The following is a 13,233-nucleotide window of genomic DNA, read 5'->3' as shown; positions in this document are numbered from 1 at the left end:
GGTCTCACCTGGTTTCGGCGGGCCGGATTTCGGCAGGGCGGATTTCGGCGGAGTGGTTGTCGGCGGGGCGGATGTCCGTGGGGCGGATGTCCGCGGGGCGGATGTCGGTGCGGGCGGGCGGAGTGAGGCCGATGCGCGACCGCAGGCGGACGCTGCCGGCGGCGACGCCCGCGATGACCAGCGCGGCGCCGGTGAGGCGGGTCGCGTCCACGTGCTCGCCCAGCAGGAGGCCGGCCGAGGCGAGTCCGAACGGCGGGACGAGCAGCGAGTACATGGCGACGGTGCTGGCCTCGTACCGGCGCATCAGCCACCCCCACGCGCCGAAGCAGCACAGGGTCGAGACGTAGGCGATGAACGCCATCGACGCGACCCCGGCGAACGACAGGTTGCGCGCCGCTTCCGGGACGGCCCCCGGCCCCTCGAAGATCAGCGAGAGGGCGAGCAGCGGGAGCGGCGGCACCAGGGACACCCACACCATGAACCCGAACGCGTCGACCGGCCCGCGGGCGGCCTGGTTCATCCGCCGCATCGCCACGTTCGCCAGCCCCCAGCTCGCCGCGGCGAGCAGGCAGATCAGGAACGCCCCGACCGGGCTCCCGCCTTCGGCCTGGGCCACGCCGATGAGCGTGACACCGGTGAACGCGACGACCATGCCCGCGATCTGCCGGACGGTGAGGCGCTCGCGCAGCAGCAGGCCCGCGAACAGCGCCGTGAAGATCGCCTGCACCTGCAGGACGACCGACGCCAGGCCGGCGGGCATCCCCATGTGCATGCCGAGGAACAGCAGGCCGAACTGCCCCACGCCGAGCGGGACGCCGACCAGCACGAGCCAGCGCGCCGGCACCGGCGGCCGGCGGACGAAGAACACGGCCGGGAGCGCCGCGGCCGCGAACCGCAGCGAGGCCATCAGCAGCGGCGGGAAGTCGTCCAGCGCCACCCGGATCGGGACGAAGTTGAACCCCCACAGCGCGGCGATCAAGGTGGCCAGCGCGACGTGGCGTGATCTCATTCCCCGATCGTCGTCACCCACTTGTTTTAGGACAAGCGAGAACTTCTTGAAACTTCGTTTTAGTATTGCTTCATGCTTGATCTCGAACGGCTGCGGGCGCTGCACTCGGTCGCGACCTACGGCTCGGTCAGCGCCGCCGCGGACGTCCTGCATGTGACGACCTCGGCCGTCTCCCAGCAGCTGGCCAAGCTGGAGCGGGAGACCGGCCAGAAGCTCCTCGAACGCAACGGCCGCGGCGTCCGGCTCACCGACGCCGCCGTACTCCTCGTCGCCCACGCCGAGCGGATCCTGTCCCTCGTTGAGCAGGCGCAGGCCGACCTGGAGGCGCACCGCGGCTCCGTCGTCGGGCAGCTCTCCGTCGCCGCGTTCCCCACCGCGATCCGCGGGCTCATGCCGGCCGCCCTGCGCGCGCTCCGCGCGGACCACCCCGACCTGCGCGTCCAGCTCAGCGAGGAGGACCCGATGCGCAGCATGCCGCTCCTGTCGCGCGGCGACCTCGACATGGCCGTCGTCCAGGACTGGAACAACGAGCCGCTTCCCCTGCCCGAGGGCCTGTGCAAGGGCGTCATCTGCGACGACGTCGCCGACGTGGCGCTGCCGGAGAGCCACGCCCTCGCGGGCCGCGACACGATCGACCTCAAGGAGCTGGCGGGCGACCCGTGGATCAGCTCGTCGCCGGACAGCATCTGCTGCGGCTGGCTCCTGCGCACGCTCCGCGCCATCGACAGCGAACCCGAGATCGCCCACATGGCCTACGAGTTCGCCACGCAGCTGTCCCTCGTCGCCGCCGGGCTCGGCAACACGATCCTGCCGCGCCTCGGCCGCTGCGACGTGCCGCCCGGTGTGGCGGTCGTCCCGCTGGACGCCCCGCTGTCGCGCCGCGTCTACGCGGTATGGCGCGAGGAGGCCGCCCGCCGTCCCGCGATCCGCGCCGCCGTCACCGCGCTGCGCACCGCCGTCCCCGCCGACGCCCGCGTGCTCACCCCGGCCCCGGCCTGAGCGCCGCCGCGGCCGTCCCCTCCGTCGCCTCCGCCCGCCGCTGAGCCGCGCCCCAGGGGGCGGCCGGTGGGCGGGGGCGCGGGGGGACGAAGGTAATCTGACCTCGCAATGACTGAAAAGACGATCGTTCACCTGTTGCGGCACGGTGAGGTGCACAACCCCGACGGCATCCTGTACGGCCGGCTGCCCGGGTACCGCCTCAGCGAGGACGGTGTCCTCATGGCGAAGGCCGCCGCCAAATGGTTCGCCGACCGGGACGTCACCGCGCTCTTCTCCTCGCCGATGCAGCGGGCGCTGGAGACGGCCGCACCGCTCGCCGACGCGTTCGACCTGCCCGTCACGGTGGACGATCGTCTGATCGAGGCCGACAACCACTTCGAGGGGCTGACGTTCGGGGCGGGCGCCGGTTCGCTGCGCCGCCCGGAGCACTGGTACCACCTGCGCAACCCGTTCCGGCCGTCCTGGGGGGAGCCGTACCGGGCGCTCGCCGCCCGGATGCGCGCCGCCGTCATCAGGGCGCGGGAGGCGGCGCGGGGCCACGAGGCCGTGTGCGTCAGCCACCAGCTGCCCGTCTGGATCCTGCGGCTGCACGCCGAGCGGCGCCGCCTCTGGCATCTGCCGCACCAGCGCGAGTGCACCCTGGCCAGCGTGACGAGCCTGACCTTCGACGGCAGCCGGCTGGTGGACGTCGTCTACAACGAGCCCGCGGCCGGGATGGCGAAGGGGCCCAGTGTCGCGGGTGCCTGACCGCACCGGTACGTTGTGTACTACGTCTTGTAGTAGGAGGGTCCGTTGAGCCCCCGAATCTCCCCTCTGCGCGCCGCCGCCGCTGCCGTCGCGCTCTGCGGGCTGCTGGCCGGCTGCGCCGGAACCAGCGCCTCGGAGAACGGGCAGGGCGGCGACGCCAACCGGTTCATCTCGGGAGACGGCAATGTCACCGAGTACAAGTCCGCCGAGCGCCCGAGCGTCCAGGGCGTCACCGGCCGGCTCCTGGACGGCAAGCCGTTCAAGCTCGCCGACCTCAAGGGCAAGGTCGTGGTCGTGAACTTCTGGGCGTCCTGGTGTGCGCCCTGCCGCGGCGAGGCCCCGTCGCTGCAGCACGTCTACACCGAGAACAAGGACAAGGGCGTCGAGTTCCTCGGCGTCAACTTCAAGGACTCCAAGGCCAACGCCGAGGCGTTCGAGCGCAAGTTCAAGATCACCTACCCGAGCCTGTCCGACGCCGACGGCCAGGTCACGCTGGCCTTCCGCGAGGTGCCGCCCAGCGCGATCCCGAGCACGCTCGTCCTCGACCGGCAGGGCCGCGTCGCCGCCCGCATCATCGGCGCGACGACCTACTCCAAGCTCAACCCCCTGGTCGCCGAGATCTCCTCAGAAAAGTGAGCTCACTCAACGAGACGGTCGTCAGCGGGTCGCTGGTGGCGGCGGCGCCGCTGGCGGCGCTCGCCGGGCTCGTCTCGTTCGCCTCGCCGTGCGTCCTGCCGCTGGTACCGGGCTACCTGTCGTACGTGACGGGCATGTCCGGCGCCGACATGGCCGAGCAGCGGCGGGGACGGCTGCTCGCCGGCGTCCTGCTGTTCGTCGCGGGCTTCAGCGTCGTGTTCGTGAGCTACGGCGTCGTGTTCGGGGGGCTGGGACGGTGGCTGCTGGAGTACCAGGACCCGATCACCCGCGTCCTCGGCGTCATCACGATCCTGTTCGGCCTCGCGTTCATGGGGTTCATCCCCGGCCTGCAGCGCACCTTGAAGTCGGGACGGCTGCCGGCGGCCGGTCTCGCGGGCGCGCCGCTCCTCGGCGTCCTGTTCGGGCTCGGCTGGACGCCGTGCATCGGCCCGACGCTCGGCGCCGTGCAGAGCCTCGCCGTCACGGAGGCGAGCGCCGGGCGCGGCGCGCTACTGTCGCTGGCGTACTGCCTGGGCCTCGGGCTGCCGTTCGTGGCCGCGGCGATCGCCTACCGCCGGGCGCTCGGCGCGTTCGACGCCGTGAAGCGCCACTACCCCCTGGTCATGCGGATCGGCGGGGGGATGCTCGTCCTCATCGGGGTGCTGCTGGTCAGCGGCCTGTGGGGTGACCTGAACATCCAGCTCAAGTCGTGGATCAGCGGCTTCCAACCGGTGATTTGAGATGACTGACATCCAGGACGACGTGCAGGACGACGCGCAGGCCGCGGAGGCCGCGGAGTCGGGGACCCTGGCGCCCGCCGCGCGGCAGGCGCCGGGGGAGGCCCCCGGCCCGGCCGGTCTCGGCCCGATCGGCTGGCTGCGGTGGGGCTGGCGCCAGCTCACCACGATGCGCACCGCGCTGATCCTGCTGTTCCTGGTCGCGCTCGGCGCGGTGCCCGGGTCGATCCTGCCGCAGCGCGGGCAGGCGCCGGAGAAGGTCGCGGCCTACCTTGAGGAGCACACGACGCTCGGGCCGTGGCTGGACAGGGCGTCGATGTTCGACGTGTTCGCCGCGCCCTGGTTCGCGGCGATCTACATCCTGCTGTTCGTCTCGCTGGCCGGCTGCGTCATCCCCCGCGCGGTCAAGCACTACCGGTCGATGCGGGCGCGGCCGCCGGCGGCGCCCCGGAACCTGGCGCGGCTCCCGCAGTCCGCGAAGTACGAGACGGACACGTCCCCGGAGGACGTCCTCGCCGAGGCGCGCGAGGTACTGCGCGGGCGCCGGTTCCGCGTGGACGTCGCCGGCGGCGCCGCGTCCGCCGAGAAGGGCTATCTCGGCGAGACCGGGAACCTGCTCTTTCACCTGGCGCTGCTGGCGCTGCTGTTCGCGCTCGGCCTCGGGAACCTGTTCGGCTACCAGGGGAACGTGCTGCTGGCCGAGGGCAACACGTTCGCCAACTCGCTGAGCCGGTACGACAAGTTCTCGCCGGGGCGCATGTTCGGCGACGGGGACCTCGCCCCGTTCACCGTCACCCTGGACGACTTCAAAGCCGAGTACCAGACCGAAGGCGACAAACGCGGCCAGGCCACCGACTTCAACGCCGACATCCGCTACCGGTCCGCCCCGGACGCCGCGGAGAAGCCGTACGACCTGAGGATGAACCATCCGCTCAGCGTCGGCGGAGCGAAGGTGTACCTGCTCGGCCACGGCTACGCGCCGGTCTTCACCGTCCGGGACGCCAACGGTGACGTCGCGTTCAAGGACTCGGTGCCGTTCCTGGAGATGCAGCAGGCGAACCTGACGTCCGAGGGCGTCATCAAGGTCCCCGACGCCCAGCCCGACCAGCTCGCCTTCTACGCGATCCTGTGGCCCACGGCGATGGCCAGCGAGGACGGCAAGCAGATCGTCTCGGGGTTCCCGGCTCCGCTCCGCCCGGTCGTCACGATCACCGCGTTCAAGGGCGACATCGGCCTGGACTCCGGGACACCCCAGTCGGTCTACAAGCTGGAAGGCGTCGGCGAGACGCTCCACCCCGTCAAGGACGGCCAGAAGCTGCTGGAGCCGGGGGAGACGTTCGAACTGCCCGGCGGCGCAGGGTCGGTCACGTTCGACGGGCTGGAGGAGTACGTCACCCTGTCGGTCAACCACGACCCGGGACGCGTCCCCGCGCTGATCGCCGCCATCCTCGCGGTGCTGGGCGTGGCGGCGTCGTTCATGGTCCGGCGGCGCAGGGTGTGGGTCCGTGCGAGCGCCGCGGAGGGCGGGCGTACGGTTGTCGAGGTCGGTGGTCTCACGCTGGGGAGCCCGACCGCGGAGTTCGACGAGATCGTGACCGCGTTGCGCGGTCCGGAGGACAGGCCCGACGTCGAGGCTTCCGAGGGTAAGGAGCCCGAGGCCGAGGAGCCCGAGGACACGGAGTCCGAGGCCGAGGGGCCTGAAAGCGAGCCCGCCGCCGACCCGGAATCCGGGTCGGCGACCGAATCGAAGGAGTGACGCGGTGAGCGACGCCGACCTCGCGAACCTGAGCGACAAGCTCATGCTGACCACCGTGGTGATGTACGTCATCGCGCTGGCCGCCTACGCCATCGACCTCGGCTTCGGCCGCCGCGCCGCACCGGAGACGGTTTCAGAGAAGGCGGAGGCGAAGGTCCTGGTGGGCGCCGGCGCCCACGCCGAGGACGCCGGCCCGGCCGCGGACGCGTCCGCCGCCGCGGACACCGAGGACGGAGGCGAGCGTCCCCAGCTCGACTGGGTCCGCCTCGCGGTCCTGCTCAACGTGCTGGGCTGGGGCGCGCACCTCGGCGTCATGGTCACCCGCGGGCTGTCCGCGGGCCGGTGGCCGTGGGGGAACATGTACGAGTTCCTCACCGCCATCGCGTTCGCCGCCGTCACCGCGTTCATGGTCGTGATGTACCGCTACAAGGCGCGTTTCCTCGGTGCGTTCGTCATGGCCGCCGCGGTCGTCGCGCTGGGCGTGGCGAACATCTGGCTGTACGACTCGGTCGGCCCGGTCACCCCGGCGCTGAACTCGTACTGGATCGCCATCCACGTGACCGCGGCGATCATCGCGACGGGCGCGTTCACCGTCGCGGGCGCCGCAACGGTCCTGTACCTGGTGAAGGACCGCGTGGAGGCGCGCCGTGGAGTCGCGGACGGCGGCGTCCTGTCCCGCATGCCGTCGGCCGAGAGCCTGGACCGCCTCGCGATGCGGGTCACGATGTTCGCGTTCCCGATCTGGACGGCCGCCATCATCATGGGCGCCATCTGGGCCGACCAGGCGTGGGGCCGGTACTGGGGCTGGGACCCGAAGGAGGTCTGGTCCTTCGTCACCTGGATCATCTACGCCGCCTACCTGCACGCTCGCGCGACGGCCGGCTGGAAGGGCCGCAAGGCCGCGATCCTCGCGCTGCTCGCGTTCGCCGCGCTGATGTTCAACTTCTTCGGCGTGAACTACCTGTTCTCCGGCCTGCACTCCTACGCGTAAGGAGACCGCGTGTAGGACGGACGCTCGCGCGAGCGTCCGTCAGGCTCCCTCGTCGCGGAGCCGGCGTTCCAGATCACGCAGGAACGCCGGGTCGTCGTCCGGGCCGATCGGCCCGGCGGCGGCCATCCGGGAGCCGAAGGCCGCCGCGCCGTGGCGGGGCCGGCCGTCCAGCAGCCACAGCATCGAGCCGATGAGGAAGCCGAAGAAGGCGATCGCGAACCAGCCCCGCCTGGACAGGTGCCGCAACTCGGATGCGTCGGTCCGGAGGACGTCCAGGAGGCAGTAGAGCCAGATCCCGAGCAAAACCAGCGTAACCAGCACGTTTGTCACGGCTAAAGGGTATCCGTGACTCGTGGGGATGACGCCAAGTCGGGTTCCGGCTTACCCTTTCTGCGGGGCCCTGTCCGTCACCGGACCCGATGAGCGTTGCTTGTGAACCCCCATGGGCCCGTCGACAGAGGAGCCTGATGCGCTTCAAAGGCGTCCATCGCAAGCCCCGGGAGCTGCGGAGCCGGGAGTCGCTCCGTGGTGGGCAGAGCCGCAGGAACGATGCCGCGTACTCCCCGTCGCCGCCCGACTCGGGGCAGGTGCGGCCGCGCAGCAACCAGCCGCGCGACCGGTTCGGGCGGTTCCGCAAGGCCGGCCGTGACGACGACTACGCGCTCGGGCCCGGCGCGGACCGTCCCGGCGCGAACGGCGGAGTGGACGGCGGCGACGCGGTGGCCGGGCTCACCGGCAGGTTCGGGCGGCGCAGGCACGGGCGGCCCCGGTCCGGCGACTACTCGTGGAGCGACTTCGAGCTGGAGGACGACCGGCTCCGCGTGGAGCCGCACCCGCCGGGCATGCCGCACGCCGCCGACGGCCGCCGCAACTGCGGTGCCCTGGAAGGCATCCTCTACCGGCAGTGGGACGTCCGGGGAGGGCCGCCGACACCAGAGGTGATCGGGGCCGTGGACAGCCTGGCATCGCTGCCCGAGCCGCTGAAGGAGAAGCTCGCGGGCGGGCTCGACGGCATCTACGTGGGGCCCGGAGGCGTCCCGCAGCTCGACGACATGGGCCATCTGCGCGACCGGCCGCTCCCGTCCGGCCGCGCCACCTGGGACATCTGCGCCGGCGCGTACGGCGACCGCAAGATCGTCGTGGGGGACCGGCCGTCCCCGACGCCGGACGTGATGCTGCACGAGGTCGGGCACGCGCTCGACGACATCGACGGCGACGACGGCGAGTGGACGTCCGACAGCCCCGCCTTCCGCAAGCTGTACGAGGAGTGCAGGCCGCATCTCGCGAGCGACTTCCACCGCCAGCCCGACGCGCTCGGCCGCCGCGAGTTCTTCGCGGACGCGTTCGCCGCGATCTCCTCCCGGCAGCGCCCGGCCCTCGTCGATATGCTCGCCGGCAACATCCGGACCGCCCTGGAGGTCATGCTCTTCTTCAACCGCAGGTACGGGATCTAGGGGAGGGTGATCGAGGATGTACGTGATCCGGCTCCCCGATGGCACGCTCCGGGTCCCGCACAGCGTTCTCGCCGAACCCGCCGAGGCGGGCGAAGGACGGATCATCGCCGACGCCTATGTCGAGATCGGGCCGGACGACCCCGACTACGACCGGCTTCTCCGCGAGTCGCTCACGGAGGAGGAACTGGAGGAGCGGCGGCGCCGCTGGCGGGACGAGGACGCTGACCTGCTCCGCCGGTTCGAGGAGTGGAAGGCGGGCGACGCCGGAGACCAGGCGTAGAACCGGAGGCAAGGCGTGGGAGAGTGAACCGAGCCCCGGAGTCGGCGCCCGAGTACGGGCGGGGAGATGTGCCGGCGGGGAGTGAGAAGGCCCCGGCCGCCCGGGCGAGGGATTCCTGCGAGGGGACTACCACGGCGCGGCGGTCCGGGCGGCTGAGGCCAGGTCAGCGGGCCGAATGCTCGGCGACGGGCTCCTCGCCGCGCAGCAGCGCGTGCACCTCGGACTCGCGGAAGCGGCGGTGGCCTCCGGGAGTGCGGATGCTGCTGATCCGGCCCGCGGCGGCCCACCGGGTGACCGTCTTCGGGTCGACCCGGAAGAGGGCGGCGACCTCTCCTGGTGTCAGCAGGCGCTCGCTCGTGCTCTCCACGTTTTCTCTCCCCCTTTGTCCCGCTCTCGGCGCGGGTGGACTGTTTAACAGTGTGGCGGGTCAAGACCGATTTCTCCCTTGTTTTCGGAAAAGATCACGGTCCGTAGTTCGCCGAACAGGAGCGATCACCGTCGGTGCCCGCACCGTGAGTGACGCAGATCACATTGACCCCGTTTGACCTGCCATGTCACGTCCGAAACGGGCCGCGGGCAGCCCCTGCCCACCGCGCGAAGTAGTCTCCCAGAACATGTCCGACCTTGTATCGCTACCGGAGATGGAGGCGGCCGCCGAGCGCATCGCGGGCGTCGCCCTCCGGACACCGCTCGTCCGGTTCCCCCACGACCCCGCCCCGGCGGCCGCCGGGGAGCCGTCGTTGCTCGTGAAGGCCGAGTCGCTGCAGCCGATCGGAGCGTTCAAGGTGCGCGGCGCGTACGCCGCCATCTCGTCCCTGACCCCGGACGAACGCCGGCGCGGTGTGGTGACGCACTCCAGCGGCAACCACGCGCAGGCCGTCGCCTACGCGGCGCGCACCTTCGGCGTCAAGGCCGTCCTGGTCATGCCGCACAACACCCCGGGCGTCAAGGTCGACGCGTGCATCGCGCTCGGCGCCGAGATCGTCTATGTCGAGCCGACGTCGCAGGCCCGCGCCGAGACCGCCGGCAAGCTCGCCGGCGCGCACGGCTTCGCGATGATCCCGCCCTACGACGACGCCCGGGTCATCGCCGGTCAGGGCACCGTCGGGATGGAGATCGTCCAGGACCGCCCGGACGTGGACGTCGTGCTCGTCCCCGTCAGCGGCGGCGGCCTGATCGCCGGAGTGTCCGCCGCCGTCAAGGCGCTGCGGCCCGAGGCCAGGGTCATCGGCGTCGAACCGGAACTCGCCGCCGACGCCCGCGACTCGATGGCCGCGGGACGTCCCGTCGCCTGGGACGCCGAGGAGACCGGCCGCACCATCGCCGACGCCCTGCGCGTACAGCGGGTCGGCGACCTCCCCTTCGCGCATATGCGCGCCCACGTGGACGGCATCGTCACCGTCACCGAGGACGAGATCAGGGCGTCGATGCGCCGCCTCGCCCGCGAGGCCCGCCTCCTCGCCGAACCCGCCGGCGCCGTCGCCACCGCCGCCTACCTCTACCGCCGCGCCGAACTCCCGGCCGGACGCACCTACGTCTCGATCCTCTCCGGCGGCAACGCGGACCCGTCACTGCTCTTGGACGTCCTGAGGTGACCCGGCGCAGAGGTCACGGGGTGTGGAGGTAGCCTCGAAGGGTCATGCGTTCCATCATCTTCTACACCGCCGCACGGGTCGTGATCTTTCTGGCGACCGCGGGCGTGCTGGCGCTGATCGGCGCCCGCGGTGCCCTGCTCCTGCTCCTGGCGCTGGTGATCAGCGGCGTCGTCAGCTACGTGCTGCTGTCCGGTCAGCGTGACCGGATGTCCGCCGCGGTCGTCTCCGGTGCCCGCTCCCAGCGGGCGAAGTTCCAGAAGTCCGTAACCAAGGAAGACGGCTAGAAGGAAGACGCCGGCGGGAGGCCCCGCGGGGACCGACCCGCGATGCGTGTGCGCCGTGCCACTGCTTCTAGGGTGGGGGGCATGAGCCGCGCCTCTCTTGACAAGAAGCCCGCCGACGTCGCGGCGATGTTCGACGGCACCGCCGAGCGGTACGACCTGCTGAACACGCTGATGACCGGCGGGCAGGACCGGCGGTGGCGCCGGGAGGTGGTGCGGGCGGTGGACGCGAAGCCCGGTGAGCGGGTCCTCGACCTCGCGGCGGGTACCGGGACGTCCGCGGTGCCGTTCGCCGAGGCGGGCGCCGAAACGGTGGCGTGCGACTTCTCGCTCGGCATGCTGCGGGTCGGCGTGCGGCGGCACGGCCGGGGCCGGACGACGCGCGCGCGGCGGCTGGGTTTCGTCGCGGGGGACGCGCTGCGGCTGCCGTTCGCGGACGGGTCGTTCGACGCCGTCACGATCTCGTTCGGGCTCCGCAACGTGGCCGACACGGGGCTGGCGCTGCGCGAGCTGCGGCGTGTCGCGAAGCCCGGCGGGCGGCTGCTGATCTGCGAGGTGAGCCACCCTCCGAACGGGCTGCTGGCGTTCGGCCACAAGGCGCATCTCCGGTACGGGCTGCCGCTGCTGGCGCGGGTCAGCTCCAACCCCGACTCCTACAGGTACCTGGCCGAGTCGACGCTCGCCTGGCCGGACCAGGCGGCGCTGGCGCGGCTGGTCCAGGACGCGGGCTGGGACGGGGTGCACTGGCGCGATCTCACGTTCGGGGTGGCCGCGCTGCACCGCGCGGTCAACCCGGGATGACCCGCGGGCGGCCGCCGGTCCGGACCGATCCAAACCTGGACCGGCCCAGAAGTACGCACCAGTCGTGATAAAGGAATAGACTCCCCATCGGATCCTTGTGAAGTGCTTCACAAGCGAACGAGCTAAAGAGGACCGCAGTGACCGACTCCGCCCGACACGCAGATGTCATCGTCGTCGGGGCAGGCCCCGCCGGATCGTCGACCGCGTACTGGCTGGCGCAGGCCGGCCTTGAGGTGTTCCTGCTGGAGAAGACCAGGTTCCCGCGCGACAAGATCTGCGGCGACGGCCTCACGCCGCGCGCCGTCCGCGCCCTCATCGGGATGGGCGTCGACGTCAGCGACCCGGGCTGGGGACGCAACAAGGGGCTGCGCATCTACGGCGGCGGCGTCAAGGTGGAGCTGCCGTGGCCGGAGCTCGCGAGCTTCCCCGACTTCGGGCTCGTCCGCAAGCGCACCGACTTCGACCAGCTCCTCGCCGAGCACGCCGCGAAGGCCGGCGCCCGGCTGCTGCAGGGCTGCACCGTGACCGGCCCGATCCTGGACGAGCGCACCGACCGCATCACCGGCGTCACCGCCGACTACGAGGGCGAGGAGGTCGAGTTCCACGCGCCGCTGGTCGTCGCGGCCGACGGCAACTCGACCAGGCTGTCGCTCGCCATGGGCCTGCGGCGGCGCGAGGACCGCCCGATGGGCGTCGCGGTCCGCCGCTACTTCCAGACGCCCCGCCACGACGACGACTACATGGAGGCGTGGCTGGAGCTGTGGGACGGCGAGCGCCTCCTGCCCGGCTACGGCTGGGTCTTCGGCGTCGGGGACGGCACGTCCAACGTCGGGCTCGGGCTCCTCAACACCAGCAAGGCGTTCCAGAGCGTCGACTACCGCGGCATGCTGAAGCGCTGGTGCGCGCAGATGCCGGAGGACTGGCAGTTCGACGAGGACCACGCGACCTCGAAGATCCGCGGCGCGGCGCTGCCGATGGGCTTCAACCGGCAGCCGCACTACACCCGAGGGATGCTGCTCGTCGGCGACGCCGGCGGCATGATCAACCCGTTCAACGGGGAGGGCATCGACTACGCGCTCGAGTCCGGCCGGCTGGCCGCCGACATCATGGTGCAGGCACTCGCCCGCCGCACCCCCGCCCAGCGGGAGCGGACGCTGTACGAGTACCCGCGCATCCTGAAGGAGGACCACGGCGGCTACTTCACTCTGGCCCGGGTGTTCGTCCAGGCCATCGGCGATCCGCGCATCATGAAGTTCCTCACCGCGCACGGGTTGCCCCACCCCACGCTGATGCGGTTCACGCTCAAGCTGCTCGCGAACCTGACCGACCCCAAGGGCGGGGACGCGATGGACCGCGTCATCAACGCGATGCAGAAGGTGGCGCCGGCGGCATGAGCGATGGCGTGACCGATCGTGTGAGCGGCGCCGTGAGCGAGCGCATGCGATTCAAGCTTCCGCAGGTGAGCGGACTAAAGTGCATGACCCGACCCCCTGAGGGGAGCGATATTGATCACCTTGGCTAGGGTGGCGGCCCGCGGCGGAGCCGTCCGGTACAGCGTTGTACGTTCCGAGGAGAGGCCGTAGGGGCATGGATCTCTATATTCCGCTCATCGTCCTGGGGGTGCTCGGCTTCGGCTTCGCCGCCTTCTCGGTGGTGATGGCCTCGTTCACGGGGCCGAAGCGGTGGAACCGCGCGCGGCTCGACGCCTACGAGTGCGGTATCGAACCGACCCCGCAGCCGGTGGGCGGCGGACGTTTTCCGATCAAGTACTACCTGACGGCGATGCTGTTCATCGTCTTCGACATTGAGATCATCTTCCTTTACCCCTGGGCGGTCGCGTTCGACCGGATGGGGCTCTTCGCCCTTGTCGAGATGGTCCTTTTCATCGTCGCCGTTCTCGTGGCGTACGCCTACATCTGGCGGCGCGGCGGTCTGGAGTGGGACTGA

General features: G+C 71.3%; 16 protein-coding genes. 13 read left to right on the top strand and 3 right to left on the bottom strand.

Annotated features, from left to right (window positions below):
• Window positions 1–4: 4 nt before the first annotated feature.
• Window positions 5–1,009: an EamA family transporter gene (locus ACGFK0_RS16970; RefSeq protein WP_392905735.1), complete on the bottom strand. Its 1,005-nt coding sequence runs from the start codon at window positions 1,007–1,009 to the stop codon at window positions 5–7.
• A 72-nt stretch (window positions 1,010–1,081) separates the two neighbouring features.
• Between ACGFK0_RS16970 and ACGFK0_RS16965 the strand changes: the two genes are divergently transcribed.
• The 6 genes from ACGFK0_RS16965 (at window position 1,082) to ccsB (ending at window position 6,875) form a co-directional block, all read left to right on the top strand.
• Window positions 1,082–2,008 (top strand): LysR substrate-binding domain-containing protein, encoded by a 927-nt coding sequence (locus ACGFK0_RS16965; protein WP_392905733.1) that lies wholly within the window; start codon window positions 1,082–1,084, stop codon window positions 2,006–2,008.
• 108 nt (window positions 2,009–2,116) lie between these two features.
• Window positions 2,117–2,755, top strand: coding sequence for a histidine phosphatase family protein (locus tag ACGFK0_RS16960; protein WP_392905730.1), 639 nt, complete (start codon window positions 2,117–2,119; stop codon window positions 2,753–2,755).
• Between the two features lie 45 nt (window positions 2,756–2,800).
• Window positions 2,801–3,391, top strand: a complete 591-nt coding sequence (locus ACGFK0_RS16955) for a TlpA family protein disulfide reductase (protein ID WP_392905726.1) — start codon at window positions 2,801–2,803, stop codon at window positions 3,389–3,391.
• A complete protein-coding gene (locus tag ACGFK0_RS16950) occupies window positions 3,388–4,131 on the top strand; it encodes a cytochrome c biogenesis CcdA family protein (protein WP_392905724.1) in 744 nt (247 codons plus the stop codon). Before ACGFK0_RS16955 ends, ACGFK0_RS16950 begins: the two co-directional genes overlap by 4 nt.
• A 1-nt stretch (window position 4,132) precedes the next feature.
• Window positions 4,133–5,884 carry a cytochrome c biogenesis protein ResB gene (locus ACGFK0_RS16945; RefSeq protein ID WP_392905722.1) on the top strand — a complete coding sequence of 584 codons (1,752 nt, stop codon included), beginning with the start codon at window positions 4,133–4,135 and terminating at the stop codon, window positions 5,882–5,884.
• Between the two features lie 4 nt (window positions 5,885–5,888).
• Window positions 5,889–6,875 carry a c-type cytochrome biogenesis protein CcsB gene (gene ccsB / locus ACGFK0_RS16940; RefSeq protein WP_392905719.1) on the top strand — a complete coding sequence of 329 codons (987 nt, stop codon included), beginning with the start codon at window positions 5,889–5,891 and terminating at the stop codon, window positions 6,873–6,875.
• 39 nt (window positions 6,876–6,914) lie between these two features.
• On the opposite strand, the gene ACGFK0_RS16935 is transcribed toward ccsB, so the two are convergent.
• Window positions 6,915–7,205 (bottom strand): hypothetical protein, encoded by a 291-nt coding sequence (locus ACGFK0_RS16935; RefSeq protein WP_392905716.1) that lies wholly within the window; start codon window positions 7,203–7,205, stop codon window positions 6,915–6,917.
• A 137-nt stretch (window positions 7,206–7,342) separates the two neighbouring features.
• Between ACGFK0_RS16935 and ACGFK0_RS16930 the strand changes: the two genes are divergently transcribed.
• The gene (locus ACGFK0_RS16930; RefSeq protein WP_392905714.1) at window positions 7,343–8,329 is read left to right on the top strand and encodes a hypothetical protein; all 987 of its coding nucleotides are present in this window, start codon (window positions 7,343–7,345) and stop codon (window positions 8,327–8,329) included.
• A 16-nt stretch (window positions 8,330–8,345) separates the two neighbouring features.
• Window positions 8,346–8,609, top strand: a complete 264-nt coding sequence (locus ACGFK0_RS16925) for a hypothetical protein (protein ID WP_392905711.1) — start codon at window positions 8,346–8,348, stop codon at window positions 8,607–8,609.
• A gap of 163 nt (window positions 8,610–8,772) precedes the next feature.
• Here the strand turns inward: ACGFK0_RS16925 and ACGFK0_RS16920 are convergent, their stop codons facing one another.
• Window positions 8,773–8,976 (bottom strand): BldC family transcriptional regulator, encoded by a 204-nt coding sequence (locus tag ACGFK0_RS16920; protein WP_021593176.1) that lies wholly within the window; start codon window positions 8,974–8,976, stop codon window positions 8,773–8,775.
• 247 nt (window positions 8,977–9,223) lie between these two features.
• Here ACGFK0_RS16920 and ACGFK0_RS16915 point away from each other — a divergent pair, with 247 nt between their 5' ends.
• The 5 genes from ACGFK0_RS16915 to ACGFK0_RS16895 all read left to right on the top strand — a co-directional run bounded on the left by ACGFK0_RS16915 (window position 9,224) and on the right by ACGFK0_RS16895 (window position 13,233).
• Window positions 9,224–10,204, top strand: coding sequence for a threonine/serine dehydratase (locus tag ACGFK0_RS16915; RefSeq protein WP_392905707.1), 981 nt, complete (start codon window positions 9,224–9,226; stop codon window positions 10,202–10,204).
• A 44-nt stretch (window positions 10,205–10,248) separates the two neighbouring features.
• Complete coding sequence (locus ACGFK0_RS16910; protein WP_392905704.1) at window positions 10,249–10,488, top strand: DUF4229 domain-containing protein; 240 nt, start codon at window positions 10,249–10,251, stop codon at window positions 10,486–10,488.
• An 81-nt stretch (window positions 10,489–10,569) separates the two neighbouring features.
• Complete coding sequence (locus ACGFK0_RS16905; RefSeq protein WP_392905701.1) at window positions 10,570–11,286, top strand: demethylmenaquinone methyltransferase; 717 nt, start codon at window positions 10,570–10,572, stop codon at window positions 11,284–11,286.
• A gap of 137 nt (window positions 11,287–11,423) precedes the next feature.
• A complete protein-coding gene (locus ACGFK0_RS16900) occupies window positions 11,424–12,680 on the top strand; it encodes a geranylgeranyl reductase family protein (protein ID WP_392905698.1) in 1,257 nt (418 codons plus the stop codon).
• A 193-nt stretch (window positions 12,681–12,873) separates the two neighbouring features.
• Window positions 12,874–13,233 (top strand): NADH-quinone oxidoreductase subunit A, encoded by a 360-nt coding sequence (locus tag ACGFK0_RS16895; RefSeq protein ID WP_392905695.1) that lies wholly within the window; start codon window positions 12,874–12,876, stop codon window positions 13,231–13,233.

This window comes from Spirillospora sp. NPDC048823, from assembly GCF_043198445.1.
Taxonomy (GTDB): Bacteria; Actinomycetota; Actinomycetes; order Streptosporangiales; family Streptosporangiaceae; genus Spirillospora.
This window is presented reverse-complemented; position numbering and strand designations above follow the sequence as displayed.

Coding starts and splice junctions, on each gene's coding strand:
- ACGFK0_RS16905 (WP_392905701.1), top strand. CDS start 10,570: ATGAGCCGCGCCTCTCTTGACAAGAAGCCCGCCGACGTCGCGGCGATG.
- ACGFK0_RS16925 (WP_392905711.1), top strand. CDS start 8,346: ATGTACGTGATCCGGCTCCCCGATGGCACGCTCCGGGTCCCGCACAGC.
- ACGFK0_RS16970 (WP_392905735.1), bottom strand. CDS start 1,009: ATGAGATCACGCCACGTCGCGCTGGCCACCTTGATCGCCGCGCTGTGG.
- ACGFK0_RS16910 (WP_392905704.1), top strand. CDS start 10,249: ATGCGTTCCATCATCTTCTACACCGCCGCACGGGTCGTGATCTTTCTG.
- ACGFK0_RS16930 (WP_392905714.1), top strand. CDS start 7,343: ATGCGCTTCAAAGGCGTCCATCGCAAGCCCCGGGAGCTGCGGAGCCGG.
- ACGFK0_RS16895 (WP_392905695.1), top strand. CDS start 12,874: ATGGATCTCTATATTCCGCTCATCGTCCTGGGGGTGCTCGGCTTCGGC.
- ACGFK0_RS16960 (WP_392905730.1), top strand. CDS start 2,117: ATGACTGAAAAGACGATCGTTCACCTGTTGCGGCACGGTGAGGTGCAC.
- ACGFK0_RS16915 (WP_392905707.1), top strand. CDS start 9,224: ATGTCCGACCTTGTATCGCTACCGGAGATGGAGGCGGCCGCCGAGCGC.
- ACGFK0_RS16965 (WP_392905733.1), top strand. CDS start 1,082: ATGCTTGATCTCGAACGGCTGCGGGCGCTGCACTCGGTCGCGACCTAC.
- ACGFK0_RS16945 (WP_392905722.1), top strand. CDS start 4,133: ATGACTGACATCCAGGACGACGTGCAGGACGACGCGCAGGCCGCGGAG.